General features: G+C 67.5%; 16 protein-coding genes. 14 read left to right on the forward strand and 2 right to left on the reverse strand.

Annotation, left to right across the window (positions count from 1 at the left end):
- The first annotated feature begins 31 nt into the window (after window positions 1-31).
- From AC4BEG_RS24095 to AC4BEG_RS24145, 11 genes are all read left to right on the forward strand, one after another.
- Entirely contained in the window at window positions 32-571 is a 540-nt protein-coding gene (locus tag AC4BEG_RS24095) for a hypothetical protein (RefSeq protein ID WP_490701828.1), read from the forward strand.
- Complete coding sequence (locus AC4BEG_RS24100) at window positions 568-1395, forward strand: phosphoadenosine phosphosulfate reductase domain-containing protein (protein ID WP_490701829.1); 828 nt, start codon at window positions 568-570, stop codon at window positions 1393-1395. Before AC4BEG_RS24095 ends, AC4BEG_RS24100 begins: the two co-directional genes overlap by 4 nt.
- Complete coding sequence (locus AC4BEG_RS24105; protein ID WP_490701830.1) at window positions 1392-2018, forward strand: hypothetical protein; 627 nt, start codon at window positions 1392-1394, stop codon at window positions 2016-2018. The genes AC4BEG_RS24100 and AC4BEG_RS24105 overlap by 4 nt, the downstream gene beginning before the upstream one ends.
- A 295-nt stretch (window positions 2019-2313) precedes the next feature.
- Complete coding sequence (locus AC4BEG_RS24110) at window positions 2314-2940, forward strand: hypothetical protein (RefSeq protein WP_490701831.1); 627 nt, start codon at window positions 2314-2316, stop codon at window positions 2938-2940.
- A gap of 60 nt (window positions 2941-3000) precedes the next feature.
- The gene (locus AC4BEG_RS24115) at window positions 3001-3303 is read left to right on the forward strand and encodes a hypothetical protein (protein WP_490701832.1); all 303 of its coding nucleotides are present in this window, start codon (window positions 3001-3003) and stop codon (window positions 3301-3303) included.
- An 88-nt stretch (window positions 3304-3391) separates the two neighbouring features.
- Window positions 3392-4396, forward strand: coding sequence for an N-6 DNA methylase (locus AC4BEG_RS24120; protein ID WP_490701833.1), 1005 nt, complete (start codon window positions 3392-3394; stop codon window positions 4394-4396).
- Window positions 4393-4947, forward strand: coding sequence for a hypothetical protein (locus AC4BEG_RS24125; RefSeq protein ID WP_490701834.1), 555 nt, complete (start codon window positions 4393-4395; stop codon window positions 4945-4947). The genes AC4BEG_RS24120 and AC4BEG_RS24125 overlap by 4 nt, the downstream gene beginning before the upstream one ends.
- Window positions 4944-6041, forward strand: a complete 1098-nt coding sequence (locus AC4BEG_RS24130; RefSeq protein ID WP_490701835.1) for a DUF4192 domain-containing protein — start codon at window positions 4944-4946, stop codon at window positions 6039-6041. The genes AC4BEG_RS24125 and AC4BEG_RS24130 overlap by 4 nt, the downstream gene beginning before the upstream one ends.
- Before the next feature lie 56 nt (window positions 6042-6097).
- Window positions 6098-6946 (forward strand): phosphoadenosine phosphosulfate reductase, encoded by an 849-nt coding sequence (locus AC4BEG_RS24135; RefSeq protein ID WP_490701836.1) that lies wholly within the window; start codon window positions 6098-6100, stop codon window positions 6944-6946.
- 990 nt (window positions 6947-7936) lie between these two features.
- A complete protein-coding gene (locus AC4BEG_RS24140; protein ID WP_490701837.1) occupies window positions 7937-8221 on the forward strand; it encodes a hypothetical protein in 285 nt (94 codons plus the stop codon).
- Between the two features lie 371 nt (window positions 8222-8592).
- Window positions 8593-9003, forward strand: coding sequence for an HNH endonuclease (locus tag AC4BEG_RS24145; RefSeq protein WP_490701838.1), 411 nt, complete (start codon window positions 8593-8595; stop codon window positions 9001-9003).
- 620 nt (window positions 9004-9623) lie between these two features.
- Here AC4BEG_RS24145 and AC4BEG_RS24150 read toward each other — a convergent pair.
- A complete protein-coding gene (locus tag AC4BEG_RS24150; protein ID WP_490701839.1) occupies window positions 9624-10835 on the reverse strand; it encodes a MalY/PatB family protein in 1212 nt (403 codons plus the stop codon).
- Window positions 10835-12700 carry a B12-binding domain-containing radical SAM protein gene (locus AC4BEG_RS24155; RefSeq protein WP_490701840.1) on the reverse strand — a complete coding sequence of 622 codons (1866 nt, stop codon included), beginning with the start codon at window positions 12698-12700 and terminating at the stop codon, window positions 10835-10837. Before AC4BEG_RS24155 ends, AC4BEG_RS24150 begins: the two co-directional genes overlap by 1 nt.
- 353 nt (window positions 12701-13053) lie before the next feature.
- On the opposite strand from AC4BEG_RS24155, the gene AC4BEG_RS24160 reads away from it, so the two are divergent.
- From AC4BEG_RS24160 to AC4BEG_RS24170, 3 genes are all read left to right on the forward strand, one after another.
- Window positions 13054-14382, forward strand: coding sequence for an aminotransferase-like domain-containing protein (locus tag AC4BEG_RS24160; RefSeq protein ID WP_490701841.1), 1329 nt, complete (start codon window positions 13054-13056; stop codon window positions 14380-14382).
- Window positions 14383-14445: 63 nt separating this feature from the next.
- Window positions 14446-15519: a 4-hydroxyphenylpyruvate dioxygenase gene (gene hppD / locus AC4BEG_RS24165; RefSeq protein WP_490701842.1), complete on the forward strand. Its 1074-nt coding sequence runs from the start codon at window positions 14446-14448 to the stop codon at window positions 15517-15519.
- Complete coding sequence (locus AC4BEG_RS24170) at window positions 15516-16622, forward strand: alpha-hydroxy acid oxidase (RefSeq protein WP_490701843.1); 1107 nt, start codon at window positions 15516-15518, stop codon at window positions 16620-16622. The genes hppD and AC4BEG_RS24170 overlap by 4 nt, the downstream gene beginning before the upstream one ends.
- Window positions 16623-16686 lie beyond the last annotated feature (64 nt).

Genomic DNA, 16686 nt, shown 5'->3' on the forward strand with positions numbered 1-16686 from the left:
CCGGGGTGGCACACCGCCCGAAGGAACAGCGATGAACCACTCTGTCGGAGTCGAGATACAAGCCACCGCAAGGTGGCTGGACGAACGCGGCGCACCCGGTGCTGCCGCACTGCTGCGCCGCCTCGCACGACAACGCGACGAAGCACAGGAGAAGTTGACGGCCGAACGCGGGAACAGCGGAATCCCGGCCCGCCTGGAGGAGCGGGCCATCGGCGACGACTATCGCCGACTGGCCGAGGAAGCGCGCCGTCCCAGGGAAGCCAATGCCGAGCTCCGTCGCGACAACGCGATGCTGCGGACCGAACTGGCACGGCTGCAAGCCCTCGCCGAACGCGCGGGCTGGGTGCCCGATCCGGCAACGCGACGCATGTGGCGCTGGCGTGAAGGCTGGTGGGAGCTGGGCTACCGCAAGAAGAACGCGAAGGACGGCTACCACGACTCCGGCTGGTATCTATGGGGCCCGGACGGCACCTTCGGTGAATGGATCGCCTCTCACAAGGCGGATGCGATGACCGAAGCCGACCGGCTCATCACCAAGCACCTGGCCGCCACGGCGGAGGTGAAGCAATGAGTCGTCAGCTCGAACTGATCACCGCCCGCGACGCGCACGGACCGGACCCGGTGCCCGACCTCGCCGCAGCCGACTTGATCATCGTGAGCAGCAGTGCAGGCAAAGACAGCCAGGCGGCGCTCGATGAGACGGTGCGCCTGGCGGACGAGGCCAGCGCGCGCGACCGGATCGTAGTCCTGCACTGTGACCTCGGACGCACCCCCCGCGGGCACACCGTGGAGTGGCCCGGAACGCTTGACCTGGCCCGGAAACAGGCCGAACACTACGGGCTGCCCTTCGAGGTGCGTCGCTCGGCGAAGTGGCAGTCCCTGCTGCACCGGATCCGCGCCCGCGGCCGTTTTCCGAACCTCTTCAACCGCTACTGCACAGCTGAGATGAAGAGGAACGTCTCGCGGAAGTTCATCACCGAGCAGGTTGCCCAGCTCGGCATCACCAGCCGCCCGGCGCGCATCGTGTTGTGCCTGGGGCTGCGGGCCGCCGAGTCCCGTAACCGAGCCGCGAAGCCGCCGATCGAACGCGACGGCGCCAGCAGCGGACGCCGCACGATCACCCTGTGGTACCCGGTGCTGCGCTGGAGCACCGAGGATGTATGGGACCGCATCCGGGAAAGCGGCGTCCCCTCGCATTGGGCGTACCGCGAGGGCATGTCCCGCCTTTCGTGCAGCCTGTGCCCACTTGCGTCGGCCTCCGACATCACCTGCGCCGCTCGGCTGCGTCCGGAGCTGGCCGAGGAGTACGCGGAGTTGGAACGCGAGACGGGCAGCCCCTTCCGCCGCGACCTGTCGATGGCAGAGATCATCGAGCGCGCCGGGGAGCCCGCATGACGGCGCTGCTCCAGAGCGCGCCGGTCACGCTGCCCAGCGTCCAAGGGCACGGGGAGTGGCAGCCGCGCGTCATCGGCCTGGACCTCTCCTTGACCTCCACGGGCGTCGCGGGCACGGGCTGGGCGAAGGCACTGCGGCCGGGCCGGCGCCGAAGCCACGAGCGGATGGACTGGCTGCGCGGACACATCCGCATGAGCGTCGACGCGGCAGACCTGGTGATGGTTGAGGGCGCGGCCTACGCCCAGGGCAGCCAGGCAGGGCACCACGAACTGGCCGGGCTGTGGTGGCTGGTGACACAGGACCTGTGGCGCCACCGCATCCCGTACGCCGTGGCCAACCCGCACCACCGCACGATCTACGCCACCGGCCGCGCGAACCCGGCGCAGGACTATCCGCGCAACCAGCGGTCCAGGGTGGCCAAAGGACTGGTGCGCAGCGTGGCCATCGAGCGGTACGGCGTCGCGTGTGAGGGGCCCGGCCGCTACGACCAGGCCGACGCCACAGTGCTGGCGGCGATGGGGCTGGACTGGCTGGGCTACCCGACGGTGCCGGTGCCCGACACCCATCGGCGGGCGCTGGAGGCGGTGCGGTGGCCGGAGCTGATTCCCGTCGCCGCCAATTAGGAATTGAATTCCCGGAATCAATTGAACCCAAAGGGACAATCCTTGAATTCGCGGCATTTGCGATTAAGATATAGGTAACGAGTTCGGAAATTCCGGACGGAAATGGAGGAGGAAATTGAAGCCCTGCTCGTGTGAGTGCAACAAGCCCGGCGAATTCTGCGGCGGCTGCGGCCACGCCGGATGCGGCGGACACCGCAGCTAACCAACGGCAAGCACCAGGTTCGCAACGCGCCCCCGGCCCACCACGGCCGGGGGCGCACCCATACGCGCAAGCGTGTCTCTTGGAGAAGACAGCATGAAGTACAGCCCCGGAGTTCTACTCCTGTCACAACAGCTCGGACTCGACGCCGAGCACGTCGCCGAAGCGTTCAAGTTCGTGGCCCGCACGCATACGGCAATGCAGGCCAGCCAGTACAGCCACATGACCGACAGCCAGTTCCGGCGCCTGGTCGGGCATGACCGTTTCCCGATCGCCATCATCGCGAACATCGCCATGCGCATGGCCGGTCGCATCGACGATGCCAACCTCCTGATGGACATCTACAAGGCCAGCACGGGCGCCATCCCGCACCGTGCCTACATCCGCCCCGGTACCGGCTCGCTGCCCCAGCATCACAGCCACCCCTACGTCCAGCAGGCCATCCGGATCCTCCAGGCAGCCCACCTGCCGCCCATCGTGACCAACGGCACGCACGAACTCCGGCCCGGGTTCAAGGTTCTCCCTTCCGGTGACCATCTTCCCGGCTGGATCCTCATCGCTCCCGACCCCTACTGCGACGACCGTCGTGGATTCGCCGGTGGCCGCCTCGGTTACCTGGCCGTCATGCGCTGGGCCGGATGGGGCGTGATCACCGAACCCATGCCCAACGGCCTGTGGGCCGTCGTCCACCCCGACTACCGGAACAACCCCCTCCCCTCCTAGCACCCCGTGGCCGCCCCAACCGGGGCGGCCACGGCCTTCCCAGAAAGGCGCATGACCCTCATGCAGCTTCCGGTAGACGACCAAACACTCAGCGCCTGGGCCACCCTCCTCGACCTCACCGATCAGCAAGCAGCCGACACCCTCCAAGACATCGAACAAACCCTCCGCGTCGGATACGTCCATCGACCGCTCGAACTACGCCACCTCACCTTCGAAGAACTCACCGCCGGTATGGAGACCGACGAACTCGCCCTGATGTTCCTCATCTCCGGCCTCCGCAAAGCCGGACATCCCGAAGCCGCACAGGCCGTCGAAGCACGGACCCTTCTGGCTCAGCTCGAGGGCAAGCAGCAGATCAGCTGAACCAACCCCACAGCTACGCCGCCCCGGTCGCGCCCTGCGCACCGGGGCGGCCCCATGCGCGCCCGCAGAAAGAAAGGAAACCGCCTTCATGCCCGACGACTTCTTGCCCCGCACCGCAGCCCTGGCCACCGAACGGCCCGCGCCCTCCTGGGCGAAGAAGCCCCCACCCAAGTCCAAGGCCCGCCCCACCGCAAAGATCACCGCCCGCCGCTACGCCGCCCCACGTGACCCACACGAACACGCCCGCAAGATCGCGGAGAACTGCCTCGACGCCTGGTACCAGTCCTTCGGCGGCAGCAGCATCGACGTGCCCCTCGGCACCGTCGCCGGACTCTCCCTGGTACGCAACGTCCCCGGCCTGGCGGACTGGGTACTCAACCTCCAGCCCGAAGAACTCCCGCAGCTGCTCAAGGAGATCTACCTCGGCCACTGGATCAAGCGCCCCGACCTGATCAACCGCGCGATACGCCTCCACGACTGGGCCTGGAACCCCGACCCCGACAAACAGCAGCTCCGCGCCGTCCACGCCGTCACCCGCGCCGCCATCAACACCGGCCTGATGGACCTCACCGGCCACGACGACCCCTGGCAACGCTCCGAAGCCGACGTCCTCAGCCCCCTGCTCACCAGCCTCCGCCACAAGAGCGACAAAAAGTGGCGCGGCGAATACCACACACCGGCGTGCGTCACCGACCTGATGGCCAACATGACCGTGGACAAGGACTTCGCCAAGCCAGGCATGTCCTTCCGCGACCCCGCCGTCGGCTCCGGCACCATGTTCCGCTCCGTCGCCCAACGCCTACGCGACCTCGGCCTCAGCACCCACGACTTCCACTGGTACGGCAACGACATCGACTCGCTGTCCGCCGGGTGCGCCGCCGTCAACGCGATCATCTGGGACCTCGGCCCACGCTGCCTCATCGGCTGCGCCGACTCCCTCACCCTAGACGACGACTACGCCAAGACCCGCGCCGAAGCCGCCGAAGCCTTGGAGCAGCGCGACCGGTACATGGACACCGCCACCACGATCGTCGCCCACCGCCGCGCCGTCGCACTCCCCGACCAGCTCATGCCGGGGACCGCAGACGCATGACTGAGTCCGACACCCTCAACCGACCCGGCACCACCCCCGCACCACGCCGCCGACGCCCGACCTTCGCCGGACCACGCGACGAGATCGACGTGCCGCCCCTCGACCACATCACCCCAGCCCTCGAACCCCCTTGGCACAAGGAGGACACCGACACCCCCGACCGCACCGCCACCTACCACCACCCCGACGGCCACCGCATCGGACTCCGCATCCAGCCCTGCGGCCTCGCCATCCAGACCTGGATCACCGCAGGCCCCGACCTGCCACCCATCCCTGACGGCACCGACATCGAACAGGCCGAAGCACAAGCCGCCAACGACGCCCGACTCCAGCCCGGCCGTACCTGGCACGCCACCATCCCCACCCGACACGCCGACGACCTGCCGACAGAGATCGGCCGCGTCCTGCGTGACCAGCTCACACCCGCACTCACCAAGAAGCCCAAGCGGGTCGTCACCACAGTTCCCAAGGCCGCAGGCGACCCCAATTCCGATTCCCACCGAGCGCCAGAGCAGCGCGCTGCCCCCAAAGAGAAGGAAAGCCCGAAGTGATCGTTCCTGAGAACAAGCTCACCATCAGGAGCTTGGCCAACCTCGCCGAGATCCTGCCGTTCATGCTCGGCCACTACCCGGACGACAGCATGGTCCTCCACGCTGTTGGGCCCAACTTCATCGACGGGCCCACCATGACCTGCCCGCTCCCGGATGACCTGGCCGACTGGAAGAAGGAAGCTGAGGCCTTCGCCCGCCGCTTCATGACCTACGTCCTGGAGAACGCACACGACACCGTGGGCGGGATCATCGTCTACCTCTGCCGCGAACCAGAGCAGGGGCAAAGTGCAGAACAGGTCATCGAACTCCTCCGCCCAGTGTCGAACTGGCTCACCGAGGCATGCACACAACACCGTGGCAGCGTCGCCCAGACACTTGGACTCGTCGCAGGCCGATGGTGGGCATTCGAATGCGAATGGGACGGCTGCTGCGAAGGAGACCAGCTCCCGGCGCTCGACGACCCGAAGAGCGCCGCCGCACAACTCATCCGCATGGGCTACTCACCCGGCCGCCGCACCAGCGAGATCGTCAAGGAGTTCCGCCCCGCCCAACCAGCCGCGCCGGACCAACTCCGGGTTCTCGACAACGAGGCCGCAGCATACGCAGCCCAATGCACGACACCTCACGGGCAACAAGTCGCCCTCGACGTCACCCACTGGCTCCTCGAAACGGCGATACGAGCCTTCCGAAACGGCGCGACCGACCTCGCCGACGACATGGCCGCCCGACTCATCCACGGGCTCCAGAACGGCTGGGCCTGTGATCATGGCATCGAGTTCGCAGAAGACGACGACCTTCCGCACGCCCGGCGCCTCTGGTCCTTCCTCGCCCGCCGGTGCCTTCCTCCCTACACCCAGAAGGCCGTGCCCCTCCTCTCCCTCCTGGCCTGGGTCGCCTGGCGGCAGAACGACACCCTCACCGCCCGCCTCGCACTCAAGGACGCGCTGACCGCAGACCCCGACTACGAGCTGGCTGGGCTGCTGGTCGTCGCCATCAACGAGGGCGAGGACCCCCAGGTGCTCCTCAACCTCGCCCGCGAAACCCGGGCCGAGCGGTTGGCGCGCACCACGCACTCGGACCCAACGACGCACTGACTCGCACGGCGGCCCCGACTCACCAGTCGGGGCCGCCCCAAGCAGAGGCATCAAGCATGATCCTTCAACAACCTGCCGACGCGGACGCCCAGCAGACCGTCCACCTCCCGCGGTTCGAGGACAAGAACCAAGACCCCCTCAGACGCTGGCGGCGCACCACACCCCTACGTCGCGAACTGCGGTCATTCAGCTTCGGCGGCGGTTGGCAGTCCATGGCGGCCCTCGTGCTCGCCGCCCGTGGAGAGTTGGACTACCGCACGTTCATCATGGCCAACGTCGGTGATGACTCCGAGAACCCAGGCACCATCCGGTACCTACACCAATACGCCATGCCGTTCGCAGCCGAAAACGGCCTCGAACTCGTCGTGGTCGACCCCGTCATGAAGCGCACCGGAGAGGTCCGCACCCTGTACCAGGACCTCACCCGGGAAGGCTCCCGCTCGCTGAAGATCCCCATACTCAAGCGGCGTGGCGCCAGCGCACAGCACCCCGCCACAGTCGGCATCGGCATCACCCTGGACGAGATCCACCGGGCGAACACCCGTCGATGCGAACCGCACGAACGCATCGAGTATCCGTTGTTGGAACGCGGCATCCGTCGAAGTGACTGCGCCCGGATCATCCGCTCAGCAGGGCTGCCGGTGCCGCCCAAGAGCGCATGCTGGTTCTGCCCCTTTCATCGCCCCGAGGCATGGCAGGAGATGCGCCGTACGCAGCCAGAGCTGTTCGCGAAGGCGTGCCAGCTTGAAGACCTCCTCAACCGGAGGCGCGACGAGCTTGGCAAGGACCACGTCTACCTGACCGGCTTTGGCAAGCCCCTGCGGAGGGCCATCGGCGATGGCATCGCCACCCTGTCGTTCGACGTGCACGACACGGGCTGTGATTCCGGCTGGTGCATGACCTGACAACGCTACAAGTCGCCATCTGGCGCGCGTTCCACAGCGTGGTGACGAAGCGAAGGCTCTAGATGCGAGTCAGTGTCAGAGTGGTAGAGGAGACTGCTCTGCGTGGTTTTGATTCTTGGACGGATAGTCGAGTTGCTCTTGCTGGTCGCTGGGCTAGCCTTGTGGCGCTCACGGCCTCTTCGGGCCTGGGCGCGGCGACGAACCGTTGACGAGTTGAGACGGCGTCGCCGCGCCATGGCCCTGCGACACGCTGAAGTACTTCTGGCAGAAGCACGGGATGTGTTACCGGCAGCAACTACCGGCACGGTGCCAATCGGGGGGAGCGGACTAACTCCCGCGTGGGTGGTGCGTTGGTGGTACGCGGCTCAGGTTGCTATTCCTGTCGCCTTGGTCGTGGTCGCGTACTTCGCACCGATGATGTGGTACGCCGCTTCTTGGTGGAGGCCCAACGCGGCCCCTGCGTTCTACAGTGGACCCTTCGACGCGGCGCGATGGATAGCAGGCAAAGTCGCTGCGGTACCTGGAGCTGTAGAGAATTGGGAGAGCCCCGCCCATGTCGTAGATGCATTGGGTGCCGTGCTGGCGGTTGCCGTGGCACTGTACGTAGCGCCAATCTTTCTGCGGATCGGCGCGGCGCTGACTGGGCTCCAAGGGCAGCGACGTCAGGACCAGACTGGAGCGGGGCGGACGGACGTTCCCAGTGACTACATTCGGTGCTGGCCTGTGGTGGTACTGGTTCAGGCCGCAGTGCAGTGTGCCCGAGTGCACAAACAATGGAGTACCGGGGAGCCTGGCGATACCTTGCCCAGGGTCTCGATGAGATCCGTAGAGCGAGTTATCTGGCAGGCGCACCGTACACGGCGAGGGAAGGCCCGAGCCCATCACGAACGGGTGCTCAGGACTCACGCGGGACGCGTCATCGGAGCACTACGGGAGGCCGAGGCTGAACAGGACACGCAGCCGGGCGAGGCGCTACAAAAGCTCACGGTCATGCTGCTGACGATCGCCGAGCGGTATGCCGAGGGAGGCGTTGGCCGACTGCTCGATGAGGAGCAAATGGGTAGTGCTGTGCCCATTGTTCGCCACGAGCGACTCAGGATGGTGGTAGTTGGAATCCTGGTAGTCGCGATCATGGCAGGAGCTTCCCTGGCCGGGCTCCCCGAGGCAGCTCTTGGCGCACTTCTTCCTGTGGCGGTCCTGACCGCCGTTATCGTGATTCACCGGGGTAAGGTCCCCACCCCCAGAGAGCTGACTGATTTGATCATCCCTCGGTAGCTGCCGAACGCACTTCTCAACGGCAGCACGGCATCAGTGTCCTGCTTGGCGTATAGATCCCTCCTGCATGCCTCACGCTCCGGCAGACCCTGACCGCCGCCCAAGAAGACGACCTGGCCGACGCCATCCACGGCGCCATCGGTAGCGGAGTCGGCGCCACAAGCCTGTTTCGCCATCGCCAGTAAGTCAGGCTGAACGACTGGCGCGCGCTGAGGCGACCGCCCCAAGAACTGAATGAGCAGGCCAGCGCGGCTCCGGTGCCCTACCCTCCGGTACCGCGCCGATCACCGGCACTGGAAGCCCACGCCAGCGGGGTCGTCAGGATCGTTGCTCGGCAACCGGCCCATGTCCCCGGTTGATACGCTTCCGGCGTGGCGAGCAAGTACAGGGACGAGACGGTCAAGCTTCTCTTTGGTAGTGCCACATGCTGTGCCTTCCCGAAGTGCGCCCAGCCTCTGGTCTTCTGGGACCGGGGGCACCCTACCGTCGTTGGCGAGATCGCCCACATCCGTTCCGAGAAGAAGAAAGGCCCGCGATACGAAGCTGGCTATGCCGGCGACATCAACGGCTTCGAGAACCTTCTGCTGCTGTGCGGCGTTCATCACAAGGCGGTCGACCGACACGAGAGCCTGTACACCGTCGCCAAACTCGAAGAGTGGAAAACGGCGCAGGTCGCCCAGTCCGTCCAGCAGGTCGTCTCGGACGGCCTCGCGGAAATCGTCCGGCAGGTCCAGCAGTCCCTGCGAGGTCGCAGGTTCGAGGCATCTGTGAAGCCCTCCTAGGTCCACGCCGAACGGAGTAAGGACACGCTAGGCTGTGCTCAGGCAGGCTGACCTGAGGCGATGCCTCGCCGCTCCATCCGTGGGCGAAGCGGGCGGTGCCCCTCTCGCCGGTAAGGCACTCCGCTGCTCGCCGTTTCCAAACCCACGAGGTACCACCTTCTGCCTGCGCCGTTGCTGTTGACGGGTTCCCCGCGCTCTCGCGGATGGGCCGCGGAGACCCCTGCGGTGGACGCGCAGTGGACGGAAGGATCCGGAAGGAGCAGGAAAGCCACTGGCAGGATCGACTGTCTGCGACCCGCTGACCTGCGGAAACGGGAAGATCCAAGCAAGAATCGGCCGTCACCGGAAGATCAAAAAAGGACTCATAATCCGTCGGCCGTGGGTTCGAGTCCCACCCGCCCCACCATGGAAGCGGTCGGCCGGATCGTTTCTACCTGGGGAAACGTGAGAACGGGGGTCACCACTCCGACGTGGAGACCCCCGTTCATACGTTCAGACCAAGATCCAGAAGACACACCGGGGACACGGGACCGGATCAGGGGACAGAGCGGCCCCGCCGTTCCCCGTAGTGCGGCGTCGACAGCGGCGCCCAAAGGGGTCGGCCACCTCGCGGATCGGTGTCAGATCGGCCATGTGTCATGGTCCCCGCGGTGCGCGGACCCGTCGCGACGGCGCTCGACTGCCGTTCGCATCCGGCGAAGCAGCTCCTCGAGAACGGGTGGCGACGTGGCGAAGTTCAGCCGGGCGAAGCCTCTGCCCTCGGGCCCGAAGTCCGCGCCCCGGAACAGCATCAGCTTCCCCTGGTCCTGGAAGAACGCCGAGGGATCGTCCCCGACGCCCAGGGCACGGCAGTCCAGCCACGCCAGAAACGTCGCCTCCGGCGGTACGAAGCCGATGCCCTCCGGCAGCGCCTCGGCCACCCGCAGACGGTTGTGCGCCAGTACCTCCCGCACCCCGGCCAGCCACTCGTCCCCTTCGCTCCACGCGGCCTTGAGCGCGTCCACACCCAGTGCCCCGACCTGCCCGAAGAGCAGGCCGCGATGGGCGTCGACGGCGTCCCGGAGGGTTTTGACCCCGATGTGCGCGACCGCGCAGCGCGCGCCGGCCAGGTTGAACGCCTTGCTGCCGGAGGTGACGGTGACCGTCCGGGCGGCGACCTCCTCGGAGAGCGAGGCGAAGGGGATGTGCACGGAGCCGTCGTAGGTCAGCTCGGCGTGCACCTCGTCCGAGATGACGAGCAGGTCCCGCTCGACGACCACCTCGGCCAGCGCCAGCAGTTCATCGCGCCGCAGCACGCGCCCGGTTGGATTGTGCGGGTTGACCAGGAGCAGCGCGCGGCATCCGCCATCGGCCGCGCCGCGCAGCTCCGTGACGAGCCGGTCGATGTCCGGGTCCCACTCGCCGCCCGCGCGGCGGATCGGCACCGTCCTCGGCGGCCGGTCCAGCTTCGTCAGCACGTCCAGGAACGGCGGGCACGCCGGGGTGTGCACGGCGACCGGATCGCCCGGCGCGGTACCCAGGTGCAGGGCGATCTGCATGGCCTGGTTGACGTCGGTGAACAGACGGACGTGCGCCGGATCGGCCTCGAAGGCGAACCGCTGCCGCATCCGCCGGGCGAAGACCTCGCCCAGCGGTCCGCCTTCGGACTCGTCGTACCAGGCCGGGTAGCCGAGGTCGGTGTCGATGCGGTGCAGCAGGGCGCGCCGGACGGCCGGTGGAACGGGGAAGTCCATGTCCGCCACCCAGGCCGGCAGGACCCCTTCGGGAGCCGATGACCATTTCTCGCCGTCCCGGCGCGAGAGCGTGGCCAGATCGACGGTGTCCAGGCGCATCAGCCGCCCACCCTCTCCTGTGCGTCCTGCACCGGCGCGCTGTCGTTGCGGGTGGTGCCCCAGCGCCGTTCGGTCTCGTGGTGGATGTACCAGAGGTCGTCCTCGGTGAGCGAGGTCGAGACCACTCCCGGGAACGCCTCCTCGAAGTAGATGTAGGGCTTGCGGTTGTCCACGTGCGGTGAGTGGTAGTCGAGCTTGGCGACCATGCCGTGCATCCGGGTAATGGGGGTGGCCGGGTGGTACGTCAGCACATTGGGACTCGCGAGATCGATGAGCTTCTCGTCGATGAGGTGGCTGACTCCCGCGATGGTCTCGTCGATGCTGGAGCGCGTCTCTCCGTCGAGCCCGAACAGGACGGAGGTGCCCACCCGCATCCCGGCGGCCTTGACCAGGCTCGCGGCCTCCTTCACCTTCTGCGCCCAGTCGCGGTGCTCCTCGCGCCGCAGGTTCTTGTGGATCCTCTCCATGACCTGCGCGGACATGCTCTCGATGCCGATGTAGACATAGGTGCACCCCGCGTCGCGCATCAGGTCCAGGATCCGGCGCGACTCCTCGGGGCTGTGCAGCGCGGCCAGTACGTCCACGGTGAGCTGGGCGCCCCACTGCAACCGCCGCAGCCGCTCCACGGCGGCGTCGTCCTCGAGGAAACGCCGGTACCGCTCGTCGAGGCCGTCCGAGGGTTTCTCCCTGATCTCCCTCAACTCCGCGCAGAACTCGGCGATGTCAGAGAATCGTCCGCTCCAGAAGATGGAGTCGTCGAAGAACAGGGCCTCGGCGCCGTAGCCGACGTACTCGCACACCCGCTCCACACCGATGGAGGTCTGCCGGAATCGCTTCAACCCGCCCGCGATCTTGGCGGTTTCGGAACAGAAGTTGCACTGGTACGGACAGGCGTTGGACACCATGACATGAGCGGTCCGCTGGATCTCCCCGGTGCGGTCGAGGAAGATCGGGAAGCGCGAACGGATCGCGAACGCCTCGTAGGGGGAGGGGAGGGGGGCCAGGTCGAGCTTGGCCCCTTCCAGCGGATAGGCATCCAGCCGGCCCCGGTCGGCCAGTACGGCCAGCGATCGCCCCGGGGGCGGCCCTTCGGCCCGGAGCAGTTCCTCCATGACCGGGCCCACCTGGGCCGGGTCGGCCCAGCGGGTGCCGACGTCCATGGAGAGGGCGACGGAGCGCATCAGCAGGTCCAGCGAGTGGTACGCCTCGCCGGAGACGACCGCGTCCACCACGCGCGGCACCCGGCCCTCTTCCATCACGGTGAAGGTGCTGCTCGGCGCGAGTAGCACCCGCTCCTGGGCCGGGTCGCGATGAGGCACCAGATGGACGGTCTCGTCGATATGACGGCCGCCCAGGATCACATAGGTGCCCGGCACCTCGATCTTCGCCAGACCGGCCATGTCCAGCGCATAGCGGTGTCCCGGTGACACGCTGCTGATGAGCACCACCCGTGGCCGCACTTCGCGCAGCAGCCGGATCCACCGGATCCGCGCGTCCTGGTCCCAGACGCGCGGATCGAAAACCGTCTGATCGGTATTGGGTTGCTCCCCGTACTCCCGGTATCCGGTGAAGCCGACGGATAAGCGGTAATCGATGGTCGGGAACCGTGTCCAATCCGGGGCCACGTCATTGTAGTGCTCAGCCAGTTCAAGCGGACCGGCATCGTGCACCGCATTGTGGACGGTCACACTGAGTGCGGAATACAGGCACATGGGATCACCGGGGTAGGTGATTTCACCTTCGTGCTGTGTCATTACCGGTGCGAGAGCGGAGATGACGGGGAAGTAGCGGCTGTTCGCCCGCCCTTGGGCGAGGAGTCTCGACAGGGTCTCCCGGCGGGTGGCCAGCATTTCCTTGAACTCCATGGAAATGGCTGACCCAGGGATACGCTGAATGTGAATGTTCCCAGGCAAAATGGACCCTTCCCCCTCAGGCGCCGATGCGGGCGCACGCACGAGCATGTACCAGACTGCCGATCGATCTCAAGCGAATACAAGACGCGACACGCGGACCGCGTAAGGAGTGACGCTCCCCACTCAACCCGCTGCGCAGAGCGGATGGTTGACGGGCGGCCGGACAGCGTGGTTGAATCGCCGAAGTTCTGCTCATTATGCACCGATGGATTCATTTGGAATCGACCGTTCCGAATCGATCGGCCCTTGGCCGGGGCGGGTGCGTAAACGGGGGAGCAGTTCATCTCACCTCGGAGGGGGAGGCGATGGTGTTCGGCAACGATGAGATGGCCTCGGAATTACGACTGATCGACCTGCACGGTTCCCTGGGGTCTCCCGTCATCGAGTCGATGAATTTCCTCAACGAGGTGTCGCACCGATTCCCCGACGCGATCTCCTTCGCGGCCGGACGCCCCTACGAGGGTTTCTTCGATCTGGACGATGTACACCGGTACATCCGCATGTACTGCGACCACGCGGCGGCCCGGTTCGGTGACGATCCCGCCCTGGTCCGCCGTCATGTGCTTCAGTACGGCAGGACCAAAGGGATCATCCACGAACTGATCGCGGAAAACCTCTCGGTGGACGAGGGCATCGAGGTCGACCCGGAATCCGTCGTCGTCACCGCAGGCTGTCAGGAAGCCCTCTTCCTCACCTTGCGGGCGCTGCGCAGGACCCCGCAGGACGCGCTGCTCATCGTGCTGCCCGCCTACGTCGGAGCGACGGGTGCGGCCGAGCTCGCGGACATGCCGCTGCTGCCGGTCAAGGGCTCCGCGGACGGTATCGACCTGACGGACCTGGCCGAGGTCGTCGGCCGGGCCAAGGCGGCCGGAATGCGCCCGCGGGCCTGCTATGTCGTCGCCGACTTCGCGAATCCGTCCGGTATCAGCATGAGCCGCGCCACTCGCGAACGCCTGCTGGAACTGGCCGTGGAACACGATTTCCTGGTCCTGGAGGACAATCCCTACGGGATTTTCTCCGCGGAGGACGCCGCGCAGCCGCCCACGCTCAAGGCTCTCGACCCGGACCGGCGCGTGGTCTACCTCGGTTCGTTCGCCAAGACCGGAATCCCCGGAGCCCGCGTCGGCTTCGTCGTCGCCGATCAGCGGGTGGAGTCCGCGACCGGCACCGGGCTGTTCGCCGATGAGCTCGCCAAAATCAAGAGCATGCTGACGGTGAACACCTCACCCATCGCGCAGGCCGTTATCGGCGGAAAGCTGCTGGAGAACGGCGGCAGTCTGCGCTCGGCGAATACCCAAGAGCGCCGGTTCTATCAGCAGAACCTCCGGCACCTGCTGCACGGACTGGCCAAGCATTTTCCTCCCGGCTCGACTCCCGAAGTCACCTGGAACACACCCACCGGGGGTTTCTTCGTCGTCCTGGACGTACCGTTTCCGGTGGACGACGCACTCCTTGAGCATTGCGCGCGTCACCATCGCGTGCTGTGGACCCCCATGCACCACTTCTTCGGCGATGGACAACCGCGTCATCAGATCCGGCTGTCCTTCAGCTATCTGACGCCCGACGAGATCACGGTCGGCCTCGAGCGGCTGGCGGGATTCGTCTTCGAGCTCTGCGCGACCGCCCGCGGCTGAGGCCCCCGGCGGTCAGAGCTCCACTCATACCCGTATGTACACATCTTGAGAGGTCAGGACGCTATGTGCGCGTTCGACAGTCTGCACGTCGATCACGTCGGATTCTCCGTCGGTGATCTCGCGGCGGCGACCGAGGAGTTCACCGGCCGTTATGGATTCACCGTGCACTCCCGTTCGGTGGATTCCGCGGGCGGCGGCGCCCGAACGGTGGCCCTGGGCACCCGGAACATCAGATTCGTGCTGACCGAGGCGAAGAATCTGGACCACGCCACCGCCGCCTATGTCGAACGCCACGGCGACGGGGTGTCCGACATCGCGCTCAGCACGCCCGACGCGGCGGCCGCCTACACCGAGGCCGTCCGGCGCGGCGCCCGCCCGGTGGCGGCGCCGGTGGAACGGGACGGTGTTGTCACCGCGTCGATCGCCGCGTTCGGGGACGTCGTGCACACCTTCGTCGGGCGGCCCTCGCCCGCGGAACCCTGGAGGCTGCCGGGGCTGCGCCCGGCCCCCGCCTCCGGCAGCGCGGACACCGGAACCGGGCTGGATTGTGTGGACCACTTCGCGGTGTGCCTGGAGGCCGGCCACCTGAAGACCGCGGTGGAGTTCTACGAGACGGTCCTGGACTTCGAGATGGTCTTCACCGAGCGCATCATCGTGGGCGGTCAGGCGATGGACTCCATGGTGGTGCAGAGCCGGTCCGGCGGGGTCACCCTGACGCTCATCGAGCCCGACGAATCCCTGGCCGCCGGGCAGATAGACCAGTTCCTGAAGGACCACGGCGGGGCGGGGGTCCAGCACATCGCCTTCGCCACCGACCACATCGTGCGGGACGTGGGCCGCCTGGGCGACCGCGGCGTCGAGTTCCTGGACACCCCCGGGACCTACTACGACCTGGTTCCCCAGCGGCTGGAACTCCGCCGCCACGGCCTGGACGACCTGCGCCGTCTCAACATTCTGGCCGACCAGGACCAGGACGGCCAGCTGCTCCAGATCTTCACCCGCTCCACTCATCCCCGCGGCACGCTCTTCTTCGAGGTCATCGAGCGTCTGGGAGCCCGGACGTTCGGCAGCGGGAACATCAAGGCCCTGTACTCGGCCGTGGAATTGCAGCAGGCCAAGGACGCGGAGCAGAAGTGAGCGACCGCGACCACGTCCGGGCGGGGCAGCCGCCGGTGTGCGCCGAGGACTTCGCCCGGCTCGCCGCCGACCGACTGCCCGCCGGTATCCGGGACTTCGTCGACGGAGGCAGCGGGGACGAATCCGTCCAGGCCGCCAACCGGGCCGCCCTGGACCGGGTCCGCATCCTGCCGCGGGCCCTGTCCGGGGTCGCTGACGCCGATCCGGCCACCCGGCTGGTGGCCGGCGACGCGGCCATGCCGGTCGCGGTGGCGCCGATGGCCTACCAGCGGCTGCTGCACCCCGACGGTGAACTCGCCGCGGCCCGTGCCGCGGCCGGGGCAGGTGTCCCCTATGTGATCTCCACCCTGAGCAGCGTCGCGCTGGAGGACATCGCGGCCGCCGCCGCGCCCACCTGGTTCCAGCTGTACTGGCTCCGTGACCGGGCCCTGGTGCTCGACCTCGTACGGCGCGCGGAGACGGCCGGGTGCGAAGCGCTGATGGTGACCGTCGACGTGCCGGTCATGGGGCGTCGCCTGCGCGACCTGCGCAACGGGTTCGCACTGCCGGACTCGGTCAGCGCGGCGAACCTGGGCACCGGTCCCACCGCCGTGACCCACACCCGTCACGCCGGGCGGTCGGCCGTCGCGGCCCACACCAGTGCGGTTTTCGACCCGGCGCTGTCCTGGGCCGACCTGGAGTGGCTGCGCGCACACACCGAACTGCCGCTGGTGGTCAAGGGCGTCCTCGATCCGCGTGACGCGGCCCGGGCCGCCGGACTGGGGGCGGACGCCGTGGTGGTGTCCAACCACGGCGGGCGCCAGTTCGCCGGGGCGGTGGCGAGCATCACGGCACTGCCACCGGTCCGCGACGCGGTCCCGGACGGCTGCGCCGTGCTGCTCGACAGCGGTATCCGTACCGGCACCGATGTGCTGCGCGCCCTGGTGTGCGGGGCCGACGGAGTGCTCTACGGCCGCCCCGTGCTGTGGGGGCTGGCGGCGGACGGGGAGAAGGGCGTCAGCGCGGTCCTGGGGCTGCTGCGCGCCGAACTCCGGGAGGCGCTGGTGCTCTCCGGGTGCCCCGACCTCGCCGCCGCCCGCGGGCTGGCCACCGTACGGACCTAGGTCCTGTCCGATCCGCTGGACAGGGCTTAGCCGCCCGCACGGCCCGCTCCTCCCCCGCCCGCCG

This window comes from Streptomyces sp. JLBJ103 (assembly GCF_058215575.1).

Excerpts from the sequence above, each read along its gene's own strand:
- AC4BEG_RS24095 (WP_490701828.1), top strand. The coding sequence starts at position 32 with ATGAACCACTCTGTCGGAGTCGAGATACAAGCCACCGCAAGGTGGCTG.
- AC4BEG_RS24100 (WP_490701829.1), top strand. The coding sequence starts at position 568 with ATGAGTCGTCAGCTCGAACTGATCACCGCCCGCGACGCGCACGGACCG.
- AC4BEG_RS24105 (WP_490701830.1), top strand. The coding sequence starts at position 1,392 with ATGACGGCGCTGCTCCAGAGCGCGCCGGTCACGCTGCCCAGCGTCCAA.
- AC4BEG_RS24110 (WP_490701831.1), top strand. The coding sequence starts at position 2,314 with ATGAAGTACAGCCCCGGAGTTCTACTCCTGTCACAACAGCTCGGACTC.
- AC4BEG_RS24115 (WP_490701832.1), top strand. The coding sequence starts at position 3,001 with ATGCAGCTTCCGGTAGACGACCAAACACTCAGCGCCTGGGCCACCCTC.
- AC4BEG_RS24120 (WP_490701833.1), top strand. The coding sequence starts at position 3,392 with ATGCCCGACGACTTCTTGCCCCGCACCGCAGCCCTGGCCACCGAACGG.
- AC4BEG_RS24125 (WP_490701834.1), top strand. The coding sequence starts at position 4,393 with ATGACTGAGTCCGACACCCTCAACCGACCCGGCACCACCCCCGCACCA.
- AC4BEG_RS24135 (WP_490701836.1), top strand. The coding sequence starts at position 6,098 with ATGATCCTTCAACAACCTGCCGACGCGGACGCCCAGCAGACCGTCCAC.
- AC4BEG_RS24140 (WP_490701837.1), top strand. The coding sequence starts at position 7,937 with ATGCTGCTGACGATCGCCGAGCGGTATGCCGAGGGAGGCGTTGGCCGA.
- AC4BEG_RS24150 (WP_490701839.1), bottom strand. The coding sequence starts at position 10,835 with ATGCGCCTGGACACCGTCGATCTGGCCACGCTCTCGCGCCGGGACGGC.
- AC4BEG_RS24155 (WP_490701840.1), bottom strand. The coding sequence starts at position 12,700 with ATGGAGTTCAAGGAAATGCTGGCCACCCGCCGGGAGACCCTGTCGAGA.
- AC4BEG_RS24160 (WP_490701841.1), top strand. The coding sequence starts at position 13,054 with ATGGTGTTCGGCAACGATGAGATGGCCTCGGAATTACGACTGATCGAC.
- hppD (WP_490701842.1), top strand. The coding sequence starts at position 14,446 with ATGTGCGCGTTCGACAGTCTGCACGTCGATCACGTCGGATTCTCCGTC.